Genomic DNA, 17,257 nt, shown 5'->3' with positions numbered 1-17,257 from the left:
GCGGAGAGGTCGCGCGCGGCTCTCGCCGTGCCGGCCCCTCCGAGATGCACCTGTGGCGGGCGTCGCCGAGCCCCTGCGGCGGGGCCCGGCCCGTGGGAGGCTAGGCCGGGGCGCGGGTCACCACGGCTTCCACCTCCAGAAGGAACTCCGGCTTCACCAGGCGCTTGACGATCAGCAGGGTGTTGGGCGGGAAGTCGGCGGTCGGGAACATCTTGGGGAAGGCTTCGGCGCGAAGCTTCATGAAGGCGTCGAGATCGTTCTCGTCAGTGAGGAAGGTGGTGAACTTGACCACGGACGAGAAGTCGAGGCCGAGGCTTTTGAGCAGGGCGCCGAGATTGGCGAAGATCTGCTCGAACTGCGCCGCGAAGTCGCCCACCCCGACGACGTCGCCGTTGGTGCCGACCGACAGCTGGCCTGCCACGAAGACCAATGTGTTCGGGTTGCCCGTCCCGGCCTGCGAATAGTCCCCCTGAGCGGGAGCGAGGCCGGGCGGATTGAGATATTCAGCGGCAGACATGCAGTGAAGGCCTTTCTGGTTGCCGATGGGTCGGGTCGTTGTCAGGAGAGGTGGGTCGGGCTGGTCGCGGCGGAGCGCTGCCTGATCTGGCGCAGCAGGCGTTGCGCCGTGTGCTCCACGTGCTGCCGGCACAGCGCCGCCAGGCTGGTCGCGTCTCCCGCCTTGAAGGCTTGCGCGATCTCCCGGTGCTCGCGCTCGGCGTGCTTCATGTCGCCGGTCAGCCGGCTCTCGATCCGGATGTAGGGTTCCACGGTGTCTCGGAGCGCGGCGGCGGTGCGGGCGAGCCGCTCGCGCCGGGTCGAGCCGACGAGGCAGACGTGGAAATCGTAGTTGAGGCTCGACCAGTCGTCGACGTAGCGGGCGGACGCCGGATCGAGCGCCTCCATCGCGACGATCAGCGCGTCGAGACGTCGGACATCGTCCTTGGTGCGCGCCCTCGCGGCGACGTAGCCGGCGTGCTCCTCGATGACCGCGCGGAGCTCGAACACCTCCACGATCTGATCGGGCTCGAGCGAGATCACGGCGTAGCCGCGGCGGGGGCGCAGGATGAGCATCCCCTCCGCGGTGAGCCGGGTCATCGCCTCGCGAAGGGGAACGCGGCTCACCTGGTAGCGCTCGGCGAGCTCCTGCTGCCGGAGGATCGTGCCGGGCTCGAACGTCGCGTTGAGGATGTCGAGCCGCAGGCGCTGGTAGACCATCTCAGGATAGAAGCCGCGTGCCGCAGTGTCGCCCAGCGTGCCAGAGGGATCGGTCGCGCTCATCGAGAAGTTCCTAGCTTGCCGCGAAAATTGAATACAAGGCTGCCTCCGAACTTGCAAGCCAGATGCCACGCTGTCCTGAATCTAGGCAATATAAGCCTATAATTTGCGCTCGTTTGCGGAACGATTCGAACGAATCGTGATTGACCCGGTCTCCAGTGGCTGCAATTTTGTATTCAAAATCGGCGTCGACAATCGATCGTCCCTCGGACGGACCTCGATGCCGCGCCCGCGCCTGGCCTGGAAGGATACAGCCACGATGAACTCGAAATACCTGGTTGCGTTTGGCGTCTGCGCTCTGGCCTCGGTTTTCGGCTGGTCGGCACATGCGGACTCTTCCCTCGAAGACCTCACCCTCACGACGGAGTTCGCGCCGCACGGGTTCCACGCGCCGTTCTATCTGGCGCTCAAGAATGGCTGGTACGAAGACGCCGGCGTCAACCTGACCATCCGGGACGGCAAGGGCACCGCGAACACCATCAACCTGGTGGGCGCCGAACAGACCGATGTCGGCTTCACTTCGCTCGGCGCGATGGCGATCGCGGTGGCGAAGGGCGTTCCGGTGAAGGCGATCGCCAGCATCCTGCACCGTAACATCTACGGGCTGATCCTCAGCGAGGGCAGCACGTTGAAGGAGCCCGCCGACTTCCGCGGCAAAGAGATACTCTACAACACCAGCTCGATCGAAGCGCAGGTCTTCCAGGGCTTCCTCACGGCGGGCGGCATGTCGCTCTCCGACGTCAAGATGGTCGGCGTCGACTCCTCCGCCAAGGTCTCGAGCGTCCTCAGCGGCAAGGGCGACGCCGCCGTCGGCCCGGTGCCCTACTATCTCGGGCTGCTCGCCGGCAAGAACGAGATCGAGACGGTTAGCTTCTACGATTTCGGCCAGAAGATCCTCGACTTCGGGCTGATCGCCAACGACGCCACGATCGAGGACAAGGCGGACGCGCTCAAAGCCTTCGTCGAGGTGACCTCGCGCGCCTATCAGTATGCGATCGACGGTCACGCCGACGAAGCGGTGAAGGCGATCATCGAGCTGCGGCCCGACGCACGGCTCGACTACGACACGACCCTCGCGATGTTCGAGAGCCACGCGAAGTTCCTCGACTCCGAGGACAGCAAGGGCAAGCCGGTCGGCTACATGAGCGCCGCCGACTGGGACGAGACGGTCGCGACGCTGAAGCGCCTGGAGCTGATCCCCGCGTCGGCCACGGCCAGCGAGATGTACACGACGGAATTCTCGCCGAAATGAGCCGCCCCGCCGTTCAACACAAGAGTCTCGCGAATCAGATGACGGCGGCGCCCTACATCCACCTCGCGGGGCTCGACAAGGTCTACCGGTCGGGCCGGGGCGACGTGACGGCCCTTCAGGGCATCGATCTCGATGTCCACAAGGGCGAGTTCGTCAGCATTCTCGGCCCCTCCGGCTGCGGCAAGAGCACCCTGCTCAAGTGCGTTGCGGGCCTCGAGCCCATCACCGGCGGCACCGTCGAGATCGCCGGCGAGGCCGTCCGCCAGCCGCCGGCCAACACCGGCTTCGTGTTTCAGCGGGACGTCCTGTTGGACTGGCGGACCGTTCTCGACAACGTCCTGCTGCCGGCGGAATTCCGCCGGCTCAACCGTGCCGACTGGCGGCCACGCGCCCTGCAACTCCTCGCCGATCTCGGGCTCGACGGCTACGGCTCGCGCTACCCCTGGGAGCTCTCCGGCGGCATGCGCCAGCGCGTCGCCATCTGCCGGGGCCTGCTCCTCGATCCGGAACTTCTCCTGATGGACGAGCCGTTCGGCGCCCTCGACGCGATCACGCGCGACGAGCTCAACATGGAGCTCGAGCGGATCTGGGAGAAGTCGTCGAAGACGGTGCTCTTCATCACCCACAGCATCGCCGAGGCGGTGTTCCTGTCGAGCCGCGTCATCGTGATGGCGCGGCAACCGGGGCGCATCGCCGACGTCGTCGACATCGACCTGCCGCGCCCGCGCACGCTGGCGCTGCGCGAGACGCCGGAATTCACCGGCTACACCCGTCGCCTCCGCTCCACCTTCGAGCTTCTGGGCATCATGAAGAAGAGCGGCACATGACGTCGACTTTCTGGTCCTCCCGCGCCGGCCGCGTCGCGAACGTCGTCCTGGTGATCCTGGCGATGCTCGCGGTGTGGGAGGGCGTCGTCCGCCTGTTCGGGATCAAGGCGTTCCTGCTGCCGCCGGTGTCCGACGTGCTCGTCGAGCTCTGGCGCAATCCGGGCTGGTATGTCGGCCACACGCTGCACACGCTGCTCGAGACCGCGCTCGGCTTCGCCGGTGCCGTCGTGCTGGGCATCGTCATGGCGATCGGCATCGTCTCGTCGCGCTTCGTCGAGCAGACGCTCTATACCGTCCTCGTCACCTTGAACGCGATCCCGAAGGTCGCGCTCGCCCCGCTGTTCGTCCTGTGGCTCGGGACGGGCATCGAGCCGAAGATCGCCGTCGCGCTGATGATCGCGCTGTTCCCGATCGTCATCGACACGGTGCTCGGCCTCAAGTCGACCGATCCCGACATGCTCGACCTCGCGCGGTCCTTCCGCGCCAGCCGCCGGCAGATGCTGTGGAAGATCCGCTTCCCGCACGCGCTGCCGAGCGTGTTCGCCGGCCTCAAGGTCGGGATCTCCTTCGCCTTCATCGGGGCGATCGTCGGCGAGTTCGTCGCCTCCCAGAGCGGGCTCGGCTACGTGATCATTTCCTCGCAGGCAAGCTTCGATACGAGCCGCGTGTTCGCCGCGATCATCCTGCTCGCGGTGGCCGGCACACTGCTCTTCTACCTGGTCGAAATGGCGGAGCACGCCTGCGTTCCCTGGCACGTCTCGCGGCGACGGTCGACCGCGGCCGTCCCGACGGGCCGCCCCGCCGCAGCCCACTGAGAGTTCACCCCGTTTCGTTGGAGACAATCCATGTCCACGACATCGAATTCCATCTTGCTCGCCCCCTATCGACTCGCCCACCTCAACATCTTCGTCAGCGACCTCGAGCGATCGGGGAAGTTCTATGCCGACGTGTGCGGGTTCAAGGAGGTGTTCAGAGAGCCCGGCATCTCGATGATCTTCATGAGCAACGGCAACACCCATCACGATCTGGGTCTCATGGAGACGATGGAGAAGGCCCGCATCGGACGGGGCGGCCACGTGCAGGCCTCGTCGGGGCGCGGCCGCTATCCGGGGCTCAACCACCTGGGCTTCGAGATGGAGACCGAGAAGCAGCTCGTCGACTCCTACCACCGTGCCCAGGAACGCGGCCTGAAGATCAATCGCACCACCGATCATCTGATCGCCCATAGCCTCTATTTGAGCGAGCTGAACGGGTTCACGCTGGAGTTCTACGCCGACGTCACCGACGATTGGCAGGCGGTCTACGCCAACAATGTCGGTGAGCTGATCAGCGGCGATTGGGACCCCGACGCGAGCGAGCCGTTCGCCGAGCGCAAGGGCGGCCCCGCCGCCGAGCTCTTCGAGAGCGGCAGCGCGCCGATCCGCGCCCGCAACGTCGCCTACGCGGGGCTGCCGGTGAAGGATCTCGCCGCGTCGGTCGCCTACTACACCGAAAAGCTCGGCATGAGCGTCACCTCCATCAACGAGGCCGACAAGATCGCCGTCCTCAGCGGAGCGGAGCCCGGCCGCTGCGACGTCTGCCTCGTCGAGACCGACGAGGTGCCAGACGTGCGGCTCCTCTTCGGCGGGGTCCAGGTGCACGAGGGTCAGCCGATCGCGACGTCGCTCGCGGCGCTCCGGGCGCAGGGCATCAACGCGACGGTCATCGGCGACGGCGACCGCGGTGCGCTCGTCGTCCTCGACCCCGACGGCATCCCGCTCGTCTATTCCACGGAGCCCGCGAGCCGCCTCCTGGAAGAGCATGGCGCGTCGATCGTCGAGGAGGTCGCCCGGCTGAAGAAGATGACCGCCGCCGCCAAGTCGAACGTGGCGTAGCGCCGTCGGCGCGGCCGCGCCGATCGACGACGGGGAGGGGCCGCGACGACGGCCGCCTCCTCGCGGCGCGCATCAGTGGCTCGAAGGAAGAAAGACAGGGCGATGAGGGCTAGGTTCGTGTGGTCCGGGGGATATCGCACGCGACTTCTCGAGGCCGGGGCGGGGCCGTTGGTCGTGCTCATCCACGGCATCGGGCATTCGGCCGATATCTTCTACCGCAACATCGACGTACTGGCGCAGACCCATCGGGTGATTGCCGTCGATCTGCCCGGGCACGGCTTTTCCGACCACATTCCGCTGGCCGGGCGGACGCCGCAGACCCTGTTCGCCGAGCATCTGACGGCGTTGATCGACGGCGAGACCGACGCGCGCTACACCGTCGTCGGCTCGTCCTATGGTGGGCTAATCGCGAGCCTCATGACCCTGTCGTCGCCGGAGCGCGTCGGCAAGCTGGTGATCGTGGGCAGCGGCGGCACCTTCCAGGAGCCCGACAAGCAGCGGACCGCGCTCCTCAAGATTCTGGAGAATGCGAGCGGCGCGATGGCCGCCCCGACGCTCGAGAGCTGTCGCACGCGCATCGCCAACATCTGCGCCGATCCGGCCTCGGTCGCCGAAGAGATCCTCCTCACCCAGCTGATCTCCTATGCGCTGCCGGATCGTTTCGCGGCGTTCAAGGAGATCCTCGCCGCCTATATCGACTCGCTCGCCTCGGGCGAGGGGCAGGCGCGGCCGCGGCTGGAGATGATCTCGGTTCCGACGCTCATCATCACCGGGCGGAACGACATCCGCGCCACGGTCGAATCGCACGAGGCGGGAAACCGGCGCATTCCGGACAGTCGCCTCGTCGTCCTCGAGGCGTGCGGCCACGTCCCCTACATGGAGCATCCGCAGGAGTTCCACAGCGAGATGGCGGCGTTCCTCGCGTCGTAGACGCGGCTGGACGCCCACGCGACGCGCGGCGTCGTCGAGCCGTCGGTTCGGCGCATTTCAGGATTATCCTGCACGCTCTGACGGTTGCCGGCCGCTTCGCGCTTGAGGCGGCCGGCCGATCGGGGCATGGATCATATCTGAATGCCCCCGGGCATCGCGCCCGTTCGAACCTGCGGAGAGGCCCATGACGCTGTCCAACTCCCACTGGGGCGCCTTCCGCGCCGAGGCGCAGGACGGGCGCGTCAGCCTGACCCCGTTCGAGCGCGACCGCGACCCGAGCCCGGTGCTGCGCGGCCTCGCCGAGCTCTACGACAGTCCGCTGCGCGTGCGTCGGCCGGCCATTCGCCGCTCCTGGCTCGAGCATGGGCCGGGGGCGAATCCGCAAGGGCGCGGCCGCGAGCCCTTCGTCGAGGTCGAGTGGGACGAGGCGCTCGACCTCCTCGCCGCGGAGCTCACGCGGGTGCGGGCCGAGCACGGCAACACGGCGATCTTCGCCGGGTCCTACGGCTGGGCGAGCGCCGGACGCTTCCACCATGCGAAGACCCAGCTGAAGCGCTTCATCAACCTCTTCGGCGGCGCCACCGACCAGGTCAACAACTACAGCTACGGCGCGGCGATGGTGCTGCTGCCGCACATCCTCGGCAGCAACGAGGTGCTCACGGGCCAGGCGACGAGCTGGCGCTCGATCGCCGAGGACACCGAGCTGATGCTCGCCTTCGGCGGGACGCCCTGGAAGAACGCGCAGATCGAGTCGGGCGGCTGCGGCGACCACACGTTGCGCCACTGGACGGCGGCGGCGGCCGAGCGCGGCATGCGCCTCGTCAATGTCAGCCCGATCCGCGACGATGTCGGGGACTGGCAGAAGGGGGAGTGGTGGCCGATCCGCCCCGGGACCGACACCGCGCTCATTCTCGCCCTCGCCCACACGCTCGTCGTGGAGGACCTCCACGATCGGCACTTTCTCGCCACCCACTGCGTCGGCTTCGAGACCTTCGCGCAGCACCTCATCGAAGGGCGTCCGGGCGGTTTCGGCGCGGACTGGGCGGCCTCGATCACCGGGATCGACGCCGAGGAGATCCGCAGCCTCGCCCGCGCGATGGTCCGGCAGCGCACGATGATCGCCCTCAGCTGGTCGATCCAGCGCGCCGACTTCGGCGAGCAGTCCTACTGGGCGGCGATCGCGCTCGCGGCGATGCTTGGCCAGATCGGTCTTCCGGGCGGTGGCATCGGCTTCGGCTACGGCGCCACCAACGGCATCGGCTCGACCGGGCGGCGGGTGTCGGCGGTCAACCTCAAGGCGCCGCCGAACCCGGCGAAGAGCACGATCCCGGTGGCCCGCATCGCCGATCTCCTCCTCAATCCCGGTGCCGAGCTGCGCTACAACGGCCGCGAGATCACCTTGCCCGAGACGCGGCTGATCTACTGGGCGGGGGGCAACCCCTTCCACCATCATCAGGACCTCAACCGCCTGGTGCGCGCGTTCCAGCGGCCGGACACCATCGTGGTGCACGAGATCAGCTGGACGTCGACGGCGCGCTTCTCCGACATCGTCCTGCCCGCCACCACGACGCTCGAGCGCAACGACATCGCGTCCAACTCGCGCGACCGCTTCATGACGGTGATGCGCCAGGTGGTCCCGCCCTTCGCGGGGGCACGGGACGATTTCGCGATCTTCACCGATCTCGCGCGGCGGCTCGGCTTCGCCGAGGCCTTCACCGAGGGGCGGGACGAGATGGCCTGGCTGGCGCATCTTTACGAGGAAGCGCGCGCGGCGAACGTGCCTCGCGGCGTGACGCTGCCGCCGTTCGACGCGTTCTGGTCGAGCGGTTTGGTGGAGCTTCCCGAGGAGGAGACGCCGCACGTCGCGATGGCGGAGTTCCGTGCCGATCCCGAGCGCCATCCTCTGGCGACGCCGTCGGGGCGCATCGAGATCGCCAGTGCGACCATCGCGGGCTTCGGCCTCGAGGACTGCCCCGGCCACCCGACGTGGATCGCGCCGCGCGAGTGGCTCGGCGCTCCCCTCGCCGAGCGGCTGCCGCTGCACCTCATCTCGAATCAGCCTCGCACCCGCCTCCACAGCCAGCTCGACATGCTGGGCGAGGCGCGCGACAGCAAGATCGACGGGCGCGAGCCGCTGCGCATGAACCCCGCCGACGCGGCCGAGCGCGGCCTCGCCGACGGCGACGTGGTGCGCGTCTACAACGACCGCGGCGCCTGCCTCGCCGGTCTTCTGACGAGCGCTGCGATCAGGCCGGGCGTCGTGCAGATGGCGACCGGCGCCTGGTACGATCCGGTGGACGGCGGCGGCAGCCTCGACGTCCACGGCAACGTCAACGTCCTCACCCACGATCTCGGCACGTCGGCGTTGTCGTGCGCGCCGGCGGCGCAGAGCGTGCTCGTGGAGGTGGAGCGCTACACGGGAGAGCTGCCCGAGGTCCGCGTGTCCCGTCCGCCGGAGTTCGTCCCGCGCGGCCTCGGCTGACGGGCGGGCGGGCGCCTCAGGCGAGGCGGCCGGCGGGGACGATCTCGCCGTGCCGCAGATTGGCGAGCCCCAGTCCGGCGACGGCGAGCTGGAGGCAGCAGATCACCGTGAAGGAGACGGCGATCGCCGGAGCGAGGCCGGCCGCATCGGCGTAGGCCGCGATCGCGAGCGGCGTGAAGTTGCCCCCGTAGGCGAGGAGATAGAAGAACGACGTCGCGCTGACGAGGCGGTGCGGCGGGGCGAATTGGTTGACCGTCGCCGCCGCCCCGACGAAGGCGAGGCCGTAGCCCGCGCTCATCAGAAGAAGCCCGGCGCCGGCGAGGAGGGGGCTGACGAGGACGACAGAAAGCACCAGCGTCGCGAGCCCCGAGGCCTGGACGATCATGCCGCACACGAACGAGATGCGCGGCGTGCCGGTGGTGCCGAGGATCTGGAACACGCCGGCCGTCACCTGCGCCGCGGCGATGGCGTAGGCGGCGACTGTCGCGGTGTCGAAGCCGAAGACGTCGAGCGCGACGTTGGGGCTGAGGGTGAGGACGCTGCCGAGGCAGGCCCAGCTGAGCCCGACGCCGGTGCCGTAGGTGCCGATCAGCCGGCCGAGGCTCATGCTGGTGCCGGTGACCGCCGAGGGCGCCAGCTTCGCGGGTCGAGGCTGCGCCGGCGGGCGCGGCGAGAAGACGAGCCCGAGAAGCACGACGAGGGCGGCCGCGGCACTGACGAGGAAGGGCGCCCGCGTCGGGGCGAGATCGGCGGCCAGGAAGAAGCCGGTGACGGCCGGTCCCACGGCCGAGCCGGCGGTGATCGCGATCGTCACCAACAGTGCGGCGCGGCGGTAGGAGGCCGGTCCCCAGATCGCCATCAGGGCGGCCGTCGCCGAGCCGCTGATGAGGCCACCGCCGATGCCGATCGTCATCCGCCCGCCGAGAGCCATCGGGAAGCCCGTCGCTGCGGCGAACACCAGCGCGCCGACGAGGCACAGCACCGTGCCGGCGATCAGCGCGTGGTAGCGGTCGGTGAGGCGCTCGACGAGGCGACGAAAGCCGAACAGCGAGACGAGGACGCCCGTCGTGTGGCTGACGAAAAGGACCGACTGGTCGAAGACCGAGATGCCGTACCGCTCGCGCAGGAGGGCATAGATCGGGGTCGGGGCCGAGCTGGCGAGCAGCACGAGAGCGATGGCCGCAAGCGTGAAGCCAGCAAGCGGCCGGGATCGGCGATCGGACATCCGGCTCCCATGACGGTTGATGCGGGTGCCCCGGAGCTCGGTTTGCGAGCGGCGGGCCAAAGGTGGGGTGCCCCGGCTCGCGCCGGAGCATCGCGACGCACACTAGTCGCGTGCGGCCGTTTCCGGAATGTGGTCGCCGGCAAGAGACCTGTGCGCCGCAGAAACGAATGGACCGGCGCCGCCGGCGAGCGGGGGCGGCGAGCGAGGACGCGGTGAGCTGCGGTGGGAGCAGAGCTGATATGTACGCTCATAGCCGCAAGGACATGAGGCTCTAGATTCTCCTATGCTGGTCGGGCGAGCCGCGATATGACCGAGGCACTCTGGCGACGGATCCGCCTCGGGCAAGCGCCCGGCTGGCAGAACGGAGACTTCAGATGACCGAATCCACGCCCCGCGAGCGTCGTCAGGCGCCCCTCCACACTCCCAATGCCCTCGGATCCAATGCCGCGCAGGATATCGCCGCGGCGCTGACGGGCGTTCTCGCCGACATGTTCGCCCTCTATCTGAAGACGAAGAACTTCCACTGGCACATGTCGGGCCCGCACTTTCGCGACTACCATCTGCTGCTCGACGAGCATTCCGACGAGATCTTCGCCACCACCGACGCCCTCGCCGAGCGGGCGCGCAAGGTGGGTGGCACCACGTTGCGCTCGATCGGCCACATCCACCGCATCCAGCGCATCCCCGACAACGACGCCGACTTCGTGACGCCGGAGGACATGCTCGCTGAGCTCGCCGAAGACAATCGCCAGCTCACCGGCATCCTTCGCTCCGCTCACGGGGTGTGCGAGGCGCACAACGACGTCGCCTCCACCAGCGCCCTCGAGGAGTGGATCGATCAGGCCGAGCGGCGCGCGTGGTTCCTCTTCGAGATCACCCGCAAGGCCTGAGCAGACCGGCGGGGAGGTCGCGTGCCGGCCCCGCCGATATCTTGTTTCGAGTTCTATCGAAATATCGTTTGACAGCGGGTGTGCGATCGTGTCGAAGGTTATTTCGATGGATATCGAATTAGCCGCGCGACAGCTGGAGGCGTTGGGGAGTCCGACCCGGCTCGAGGTCTATCGCACGTTGGTGCGGGCCGGCGACGGCGGGCTCCCGGTGGGCCGCCTGCAGCAGCGTCTCGGGCTTGCGGGCTCTACTCTCTCCCATCACCTGCGGCGCCTGGTGGAGCGCGGCCTCGTGACCCAGGAGCGGCAGGCGACGACGCTGATCTGCCGTGCCCACTATCGCGCGATGGATGCGCTGATCGGCTTTCTCGCCGACGAGTGCTGCGCCGATGCCGGCTGCCGCGCCGCCGAGGGCGACGGCGATGCCGAGTGCGGCGTCGCTGAGGGCGACGGCGGGGCATGAGCGCAGTCGGCACGGCGGCACCGTCCGAAGCGACCCTCTGGGCCGGGCGGCACAGGGTCGTTTCCGCGCTCGGCGTCACCCAGATCCTCGCGTGGGGCTCGTCCTACTACCTCCTCGCCGTGCTCGCGCGGCCCATCGCGGAGGCGACGGGCTGGCGCTACGGGCTGATCGTCGGCGGGCTCTCGCTGGGGCTCCTGGTGTCGGGCCTGGTGTCGGTGCGCGTGGGCCGGCTGATCGACCGCTATGGCGGACGGCCGGTCCTCGTGGCGAGCACGCTCGCCCTCGTCGTCGGGTTGCTGACGCTCGCGGCGGCGCCGAACCTTGCCGTCTATTTCGCGGCCTGGCTGGTGCTCGGCTTCGGCATGGGAGCCGGGCTCTACGACGCCGCCTTCTCCACCCTCGGCCGGCTCTACGGAATGCGCGGACGCGGCGTGATCACCACGCTCACCCTCTGGGGCGGCTTCGCGAGCACGATCGCCTGGCCGCTGTCGGCTTTCCTCGTCGAAGGGGTGGGGTGGCGCGGCGCGTGCGTCGCCTACGCCGTCCTCCACCTGCTGGTGACGCTTCCCCTGCAGCTCTTCGTCCTGCCCAAGGAGGTGCGGCGGCCGCAGCCGGCACCGGAGCGGCGCGAGCGGCGGACGGCGGGCGGCGCGCCGATCGGCGTCTTCCTGCTCCTCGCCGCCATCGTGACGACGGCGGGGGCGGTCTCCGCGACGTGGTCGGTGCACCTCATCACGATCCTCGAGGAGAGCGGGTTGCCGCTCGCCACCGCCGTCGGCCTCGCCGCGCTCGTCGGCCCGGCACAGGTGGGGGCGCGGGTGGTCGAGATGCTCGGCGGCGGCCGCTACCATCCGATTTGGACGATGACCGCCGGGGTGTTCCTCGTAGCGATGGGGATCGGCCTGCTCTTCGCCCAGGCGATGCTGCCGGCGCTGGCGCTGATGGCCTATGGGGCGGGCAACGGCGTGTTCTCGATTGCACGCGGGACGCTGCCGCTCGCCCTCTTCGGCGCGGAGGGCTATGCCCGCCTCATGGGTCGGCTCGCGATGCCGAGCCTCATCGCCCAGGCGCTTGCCCCGGCGGTCGCCGCCTTGGCGATGACGCTCGGTGGCGCCCACGCCACGCTGGCTCTGCTCCTCGCTCTTGCCGCGGTCAATGCCGGCGCGGTGCTGGTTCTGGTGGTGACCACCGGGCGGATGCGCAAGGCGGGTTGAGGCGGCTACCCTGCCGGCCAGTTCGCCTGCGTGAACACGCCGCCGTCGACGAACAGCGTCTGGCCGGTGACGAAGCGAGCCGCGTCGCTCGCAAAGAACAGCACGGGCCCCACGACGTCCTGCGCCGTGCCGACGCGCCGGAGCGGGGTGATCTTCGCCCAGGCGCCGGCATAGTCGGGCTGTTCGGCCATGGTGCGCTCGTTGAGGATCGCGCCGGGGGCGACGCAGTTCACCCGGATGCCGTGCGGGCCGAGGTCGACCGCCGCCGACTTGGTGAACTGCTCGATGCCGCCCTTCGAGGCGCCGTAGTCGACGAGACGCGGGAAGGCGTGGCGGTTGCAGCCGGAGCCGATGTTCACCACCGCCCCGCCCTTGCCGGCGGCGACCATCCGCGCCGCGGCTTCCTTGGTGTTGAGAAAGGCGCCGGTGAGGTTGGTGCGAATGACCGCCTCCCAGTCGGCGACGTCGAGGTCGAGAAGCGAGGACCAGGTCTGGATGCCGGCATTGTTGACGAGAACGTCGGCGGCGGCGCCGAACGTCGCCTCGACGCGGTCGAAGAAGGCGGCGACCTCCGCCGCGTCGCCGGCGTCGGCGGCGATGGCGAGGGCGCGCCCGCCCGCCGCCTCGATCTCGCCGACGAGGCTTTCGGCGAGCTCCGGCCGGGCCTTGTAGGAGACGGCGACGTCGAAGCCAGCACCGGCGAAGCCATGGGCGAGGTGGCGCCCGATCCCCGTGTTGCCGCCGGTGACGACGGCGAGCCTGGCCATTGCTTTCGGCGCAGGCGTCAGCGGGCGAGCTCGGTGGTGAGGGCCGCGATGGTGCGCTGATAGACCGTCGCGCGGTTCCATTTGCCGATCACCGCATAGTTGGCGGTGCCCTCGTCCCACGGGGCGCCGGGGCGCCAGCCGTTGCGGCGGAACCAGTTGGCCGTGGAGGCGAGCGCGTCGGGCACCGAGCGCACCAGATCGCGGCGCCCGTCGCCGTCGAAATCCACGGCGTAGGCGACGTAGCGGGTGGCGAGAAACTGCGTCTGGCCGATCTCGCCCGCCCAGGCCCCCTTCATCTCCGAGACGCGCATGTCGCCGTCGTCGATGATTTCGAGGGCGGCGAGCAGCTCGGCGGTGAAGAAGTCGCTCCGCCGGCAGTCGTAGGCGAGGGTGGCGAGGGAGCGGATGATCGACAGGTTGCCGATGTCGCGCCCGAAGCCCGTCTCAAGCGCCCAGATCGCGACGACCAGCGCGCCGGGCACCCCGTAGCGCTGCTCGATCCGGCCGATCATGGCGGCGTTCTTGGCGAGATAGGCCCGCCCGCGACGGATCATGTTCTGATCGACACGGCGGCGATAGAAGTCCTCGTAGCTGAGGCGGAAGGACTTCTGGTTGCGGTCGTAGCCGACGATGCGCTTGGAGTAGGTGACGCCAGAGAGCGCCGTCTCCACCGTGCGCGGCGAGATGCCGGCGGCCACCGCCTCCCGCTTGAACGCCGCGAGCCAGTTGGCGAACCCGGCCGACGTGTTGCCGCACGGCGCGGCGGCGGCGCCGACGCTCGTCAGGGCCGCCAGGGTCGCCGCGATCACCCGCAGCCGCCAATTCGCCATGTGCGCCGCTCCATGAGAGTGCTATGGGCGGACGACCGGAGGCCCGCCCAGATGCCCTATCCCTATCAGATTCTCGACGTCTTCACCGCCACCCCGCTCGCGGGCAATCCGCTGGCCGTGGTGTTCGACGCCGACGGCATCGCTCCGGTGCGCATGCAGAAGATCGCGCAGGAATTCAACCTCTCGGAGACGATCTTCATGCTGACCCCGTCCGACCCCGCGCACACGGCGGCGGCGCGCATCTTCACGCCGGCGCACGAGCTGCCCTTTGCCGGTCATCCGACGGTGGGGGGCGCGGTCGCCCTGTCCCGCCGTGCGGCGGAGGCGCTGGCGATGGTCACGCTGGAGCTGCCCGGCGGCCTCGTGCGCTGCGCCGTGACGCACGACGCGGCGGCCGGCGCGGCAGCGTTCGATGCCCCCATCCTGCCCTCCGTGGTCGAAGGGGCGCCCGGGATGGCGACGCTCGCGTGCGCCCTCGGCCTCGCCGAGGCGGACATCGGCTTCGGCTCCTATCGGCCGTGTCGGGCGACGTCGGGCCCCGGCTTCACCATGGTGCCGGTGGCGGACGTCTCGGCGCTCTCGCGCATCGCCCTCGACCGCGCCGCTCTCGCCGAGTTCGGCGCGGGGTGGCAGTCCGTCTACGTCTTCGCGCCGAAGGACGCGGGCGGGTTCCAGGTGCGGATGTTCGCTCCCCTCGGCGGCATCGAGGAGGATCCGGCGACGGGGTCGGCCGCGGTGGCCCTCGCCGCGGTGGTGATGGCGGCGGAGGCGCTGCCCGACGGTCTGCAGTCGATCGCCATCGCGCAAGGGATCGAGATGGGTCGACCCTCGGCCGTCACCCTCTGCCTCGAGGTCGAGGCCGGAGCGCTCGCCCGGGTGGAGCTGTCCGGCGAGGCGGTGCTCGTCGCCGAGGGCGTGTTCCACGCCTAGCGTGCCGCCCGGGCGTGGCGGGCGGCTCGCCCTGCACGGGCGCTACTCCGGCAGCGGGATGAACTCCTCGGCGTCGCCGGGCACACTGTCGAAACGGCCGGCCTTCCACTCCGCCTTCGCCTGCTCGATGCGCTCCTTGCGGGAGGAGACGAAGTTCCACCAGATGTAGCGCGGCCCGTCCATCGTGGCGCCGCCCACGAGCACGGAGCGGGCAGGCCCCACGCCAACGTTGGTGATGGTGATGGGGTCGCCCGGCCGCAGCACCAGGAGCGCGCCCGGCTCGTGGCGCACGCCGCCGATCATGATCTCGCCGCTGACGGTGTAGATCGCCCGCTCCTCCTGCTCGGCATCGATGGGGATCGAGGCGCCGGGGTCGAGCGAGATGTCGGCGTAGATCATCGGCCACTTCGTCTCGAGCGGCGAGGTGGCGCCCCAGGCGCTGCCGGCGATCAGCCGGGCGGCCGTTCCGCCGTCGTGCACCATGGGCAGATCGTCGGCGCCGATGTGGGCGAAGGCGGGGTCCATCTCCTCGAACGCCTGGGGCAACGCCACCCAGGTCTGAAGGCCGAAGAGGTGCGGCCCCTTGGCCTTCTCGCTCGGCGCGGTGCGCTCGGAGTGGACGATGCCGCGACCGGCGGTCATGAGGTTCACCGCGCCTGGCCGGATCGGCACCTCGGTGCCGAGGCTGTCGCGGTGCATGATCTCGCCGTCGAAGAGATAGGTCACCGTGGCGAGGTTGATGTGCGGATGGGGGCGCACGTCGATACCCTCGCCGACGACGAACTCGGCGGGGCCCATCTGGTCGAAGAAGATGAACGGGCCGACCATGCGCCGGCGTGGCGAGGGCAGGGCGCGGCGCACCTCGAAGCCGCCGAGATCGCGGGAGCGGGAAACGATGATGGTCTCGATCGCGTCGGCCGCCGCCGCGTCGCCGGGGGCGGGGTCGGGGCAGGGAACATAGCTCATGCTGGCCTCCTCGCGTCGTCGGATGCGACGCGAGGAGTGTGCCCGGGTCCCGCCGAAACCGGAAGCCGTACGCTTCGACCCGGCCGAAAGGGAGCGTCCGCCGGCTACTTGCCGGTGACGGTCTCGCCGCCGCCCTTCACCCAGCCGACCATGCTTTCGGGGTAGAGCTTCACGTTGTCCTTGCCGGCGAGCTCCGACATCGCGAACCAGTTGGTCGCCGCCCAGTGGCCGGTGTTGCAGAAGCTCACCGTCTCGGAACCCACCGGCGCGTTGGCGAGGATGGCGCGAGCCTCCGTCTCGTCCACCACTTCGGTGTCCGATCCGTTGAAGAAGGAGGCGTAGGGAAAGTCCTTGGCGCCCTTCAGCGTGCCGGCCTTCACAGCCACCTTGTGCTTCTTCTCGCCCTTGAAGAAGGCCTCGGGCCGGGCGTCGACGAGGGCGGCGTCCTGCTTGCCGGAGACGATGTCGGCGATCTCGTCGCGGTCGGCGAGCCACTCGTCGGAGAGCGAGTAGGTGCCGGTGGACGGGGTGGGGGTGGTGGGATCGACCGACAGCGGCTTGTCGGCGGCGACCCAGCCGCGCACGCCGCCGTTCAGGATGGCGAGCTCGGGGAAGCCGGCCGACTTCAGCGTCCAGTAGACGCGCGCGGCGGCGCCGAAATCCGTCTGGTCGGTGCCGGCGTGGGTGATGACCACGCGATCCTCCGGATCGAGCCCGGCGCCCTGGATCACCGCGGTGAGGGCGGCGTCGTCGAGCAGTTCGCCGGGGTTGTCGGCGGGTCCGCGCCAGGAGGGGTAGGGGGCGTTGACGGCACCCGGCAAGTGGACGGTGGCATAGGCTTTGGGGTCGCGGATATCCACGATGGTCACGTCACCGTCCGCCATGGCGGCGCTGAGCTCGTCGGGGCTCATCAGCTTCTTCCAGGGGGCGGCGGCGTGGGCGCTGGTGATGGCAAACGCCGCGGCGGCCGCGGCGATGGTCAGTCGCTTCAACATGGGATCTCCTCGCTGGCGGGCTTCGGCTCGGGGCCTGCCCGCTCCTCTCGTCACTCGGGCGCTATATGTGGCATAGCACGCAGAGTGCCACCCCCCTCGGCGCTCAGGCGGGGTTGGAGCCCTGCATCTCTTCGCCCTTGACCGCGGCGACGGCCTTGCGGTGATGGCCGGCGATCTTCTCCTCCATGCGCACCACGGAGGCGTCGTATTCCGGATGGAGCGTGCCCATCACCCGGTCCCAGAACGAGAAGTGGTTGGCGTAATTGTAGTTGTAGGTGGAGTGATGCATGTCGTGGAAGGTCACGCACACCACCGGCGAGGGGTAGCGGGACGACTTGCC

At 69.4% G+C, this 17,257-nt stretch carries 18 protein-coding genes; 10 read left to right on the top strand and 8 right to left on the bottom strand.

Annotation, left to right across the window (positions count from 1 at the left end; genetic code table 11):
• Positions 1 to 100: 100 nt before the first annotated feature.
• Together JCR33_RS23180 and JCR33_RS23175 are read right to left on the bottom strand one after the other, a co-directional pair.
• Positions 101 to 517, bottom strand: a complete 417-nt coding sequence (locus JCR33_RS23180; RefSeq protein ID WP_198884528.1) for a RidA family protein — start codon at positions 515 to 517, stop codon at positions 101 to 103.
• 41 nt (positions 518 to 558) lie between these two features.
• On the bottom strand, positions 559 to 1,278 hold the full coding sequence (locus JCR33_RS23175) for a GntR family transcriptional regulator (RefSeq protein WP_198884527.1): 720 nt from the start codon (positions 1,276 to 1,278) through the stop codon (positions 559 to 561).
• A gap of 136 nt (positions 1,279 to 1,414) precedes the next feature.
• Here JCR33_RS23175 and JCR33_RS23170 point away from each other — a divergent pair, with 136 nt between their 5' ends.
• From JCR33_RS23170 to JCR33_RS23145, 6 genes are all read left to right on the top strand, one after another.
• Positions 1,415 to 2,527, top strand: coding sequence for an ABC transporter substrate-binding protein (locus JCR33_RS23170; protein WP_198884526.1), 1,113 nt, complete (start codon positions 1,415 to 1,417; stop codon positions 2,525 to 2,527).
• A gap of 38 nt (positions 2,528 to 2,565) precedes the next feature.
• A complete protein-coding gene (locus JCR33_RS23165) occupies positions 2,566 to 3,354 on the top strand; it encodes an ABC transporter ATP-binding protein (RefSeq protein WP_198884525.1) in 789 nt (262 codons plus the stop codon).
• Entirely contained in the window at positions 3,351 to 4,169 is an 819-nt protein-coding gene (locus tag JCR33_RS23160; protein WP_198884524.1) for an ABC transporter permease, read from the top strand. The genes JCR33_RS23165 and JCR33_RS23160 overlap by 4 nt, the downstream gene beginning before the upstream one ends.
• A gap of 30 nt (positions 4,170 to 4,199) precedes the next feature.
• Positions 4,200 to 5,228, top strand: coding sequence for a VOC family protein (locus JCR33_RS23155; protein WP_198884523.1), 1,029 nt, complete (start codon positions 4,200 to 4,202; stop codon positions 5,226 to 5,228).
• 174 nt (positions 5,229 to 5,402) lie between these two features.
• Entirely contained in the window at positions 5,403 to 6,158 is a 756-nt protein-coding gene (locus JCR33_RS23150; RefSeq protein WP_332461258.1) for an alpha/beta fold hydrolase, read from the top strand.
• A 184-nt stretch (positions 6,159 to 6,342) separates the two neighbouring features.
• The gene (locus JCR33_RS23145) at positions 6,343 to 8,640 is read left to right on the top strand and encodes a molybdopterin-dependent oxidoreductase (RefSeq protein WP_198884521.1); all 2,298 of its coding nucleotides are present in this window, start codon (positions 6,343 to 6,345) and stop codon (positions 8,638 to 8,640) included.
• A 16-nt stretch (positions 8,641 to 8,656) separates the two neighbouring features.
• Here JCR33_RS23145 and JCR33_RS23140 read toward each other — a convergent pair whose 3' ends face one another.
• Positions 8,657 to 9,865: an MFS transporter gene (locus tag JCR33_RS23140; protein ID WP_198884520.1), complete on the bottom strand. Its 1,209-nt coding sequence runs from the start codon at positions 9,863 to 9,865 to the stop codon at positions 8,657 to 8,659.
• A gap of 374 nt (positions 9,866 to 10,239) precedes the next feature.
• Here JCR33_RS23140 and JCR33_RS23135 point away from each other — a divergent pair, with 374 nt between their 5' ends.
• The 3 genes from JCR33_RS23135 to JCR33_RS23125 all read left to right on the top strand — a co-directional run bounded on the left by JCR33_RS23135 (position 10,240) and on the right by JCR33_RS23125 (position 12,429).
• Positions 10,240 to 10,755 (top strand): Dps family protein, encoded by a 516-nt coding sequence (locus JCR33_RS23135; protein ID WP_198884519.1) that lies wholly within the window; start codon positions 10,240 to 10,242, stop codon positions 10,753 to 10,755.
• Between the two features lie 106 nt (positions 10,756 to 10,861).
• Positions 10,862 to 11,215, top strand: coding sequence for an ArsR/SmtB family transcription factor (locus JCR33_RS23130; RefSeq protein ID WP_198884518.1), 354 nt, complete (start codon positions 10,862 to 10,864; stop codon positions 11,213 to 11,215).
• On the top strand, positions 11,212 to 12,429 hold the full coding sequence (locus tag JCR33_RS23125; RefSeq protein ID WP_198884517.1) for an MFS transporter: 1,218 nt from the start codon (positions 11,212 to 11,214) through the stop codon (positions 12,427 to 12,429). The genes JCR33_RS23130 and JCR33_RS23125 overlap by 4 nt, the downstream gene beginning before the upstream one ends.
• 5 nt (positions 12,430 to 12,434) lie before the next feature.
• Here the strand turns inward: JCR33_RS23125 and JCR33_RS23120 are convergent, their stop codons facing one another.
• Positions 12,435 to 13,196 carry an SDR family NAD(P)-dependent oxidoreductase gene (locus tag JCR33_RS23120; protein WP_198884516.1) on the bottom strand — a complete coding sequence of 254 codons (762 nt, stop codon included), beginning with the start codon at positions 13,194 to 13,196 and terminating at the stop codon, positions 12,435 to 12,437.
• Positions 13,197 to 13,213: 17 nt separating this feature from the next.
• Complete coding sequence (locus JCR33_RS23115) at positions 13,214 to 14,026, bottom strand: lytic murein transglycosylase (RefSeq protein ID WP_198884515.1); 813 nt, start codon at positions 14,024 to 14,026, stop codon at positions 13,214 to 13,216.
• A 51-nt stretch (positions 14,027 to 14,077) separates the two neighbouring features.
• On the opposite strand from JCR33_RS23115, the gene JCR33_RS23110 reads away from it, so the two are divergent.
• Complete coding sequence (locus JCR33_RS23110) at positions 14,078 to 14,956, top strand: PhzF family phenazine biosynthesis protein (protein WP_198884514.1); 879 nt, start codon at positions 14,078 to 14,080, stop codon at positions 14,954 to 14,956.
• A 42-nt stretch (positions 14,957 to 14,998) separates the two neighbouring features.
• On the opposite strand, the gene JCR33_RS23105 is transcribed toward JCR33_RS23110, so the two are convergent.
• The 3 genes from JCR33_RS23105 to JCR33_RS23095 all read right to left on the bottom strand — a co-directional run.
• Positions 14,999 to 15,922, bottom strand: a complete 924-nt coding sequence (locus JCR33_RS23105; RefSeq protein ID WP_198884513.1) for a pirin family protein — start codon at positions 15,920 to 15,922, stop codon at positions 14,999 to 15,001.
• 104 nt (positions 15,923 to 16,026) lie between these two features.
• Positions 16,027 to 16,917: a sulfurtransferase gene (locus tag JCR33_RS23100; protein ID WP_198884512.1), complete on the bottom strand. Its 891-nt coding sequence runs from the start codon at positions 16,915 to 16,917 to the stop codon at positions 16,027 to 16,029.
• Positions 16,918 to 17,020: 103 nt separating this feature from the next.
• Positions 17,021 to 17,257, bottom strand: a 237-nt coding sequence (locus JCR33_RS23095) for a sterol desaturase family protein (RefSeq protein ID WP_198884511.1), incomplete at its 5' end; no start/stop codon positions are given.

The organism is Acuticoccus mangrovi, from assembly GCF_016411865.1.
GTDB lineage: Bacteria > Pseudomonadota > Alphaproteobacteria > Rhizobiales > Amorphaceae > Acuticoccus > Acuticoccus mangrovi.
This window is presented reverse-complemented; position numbering and strand designations above follow the sequence as displayed.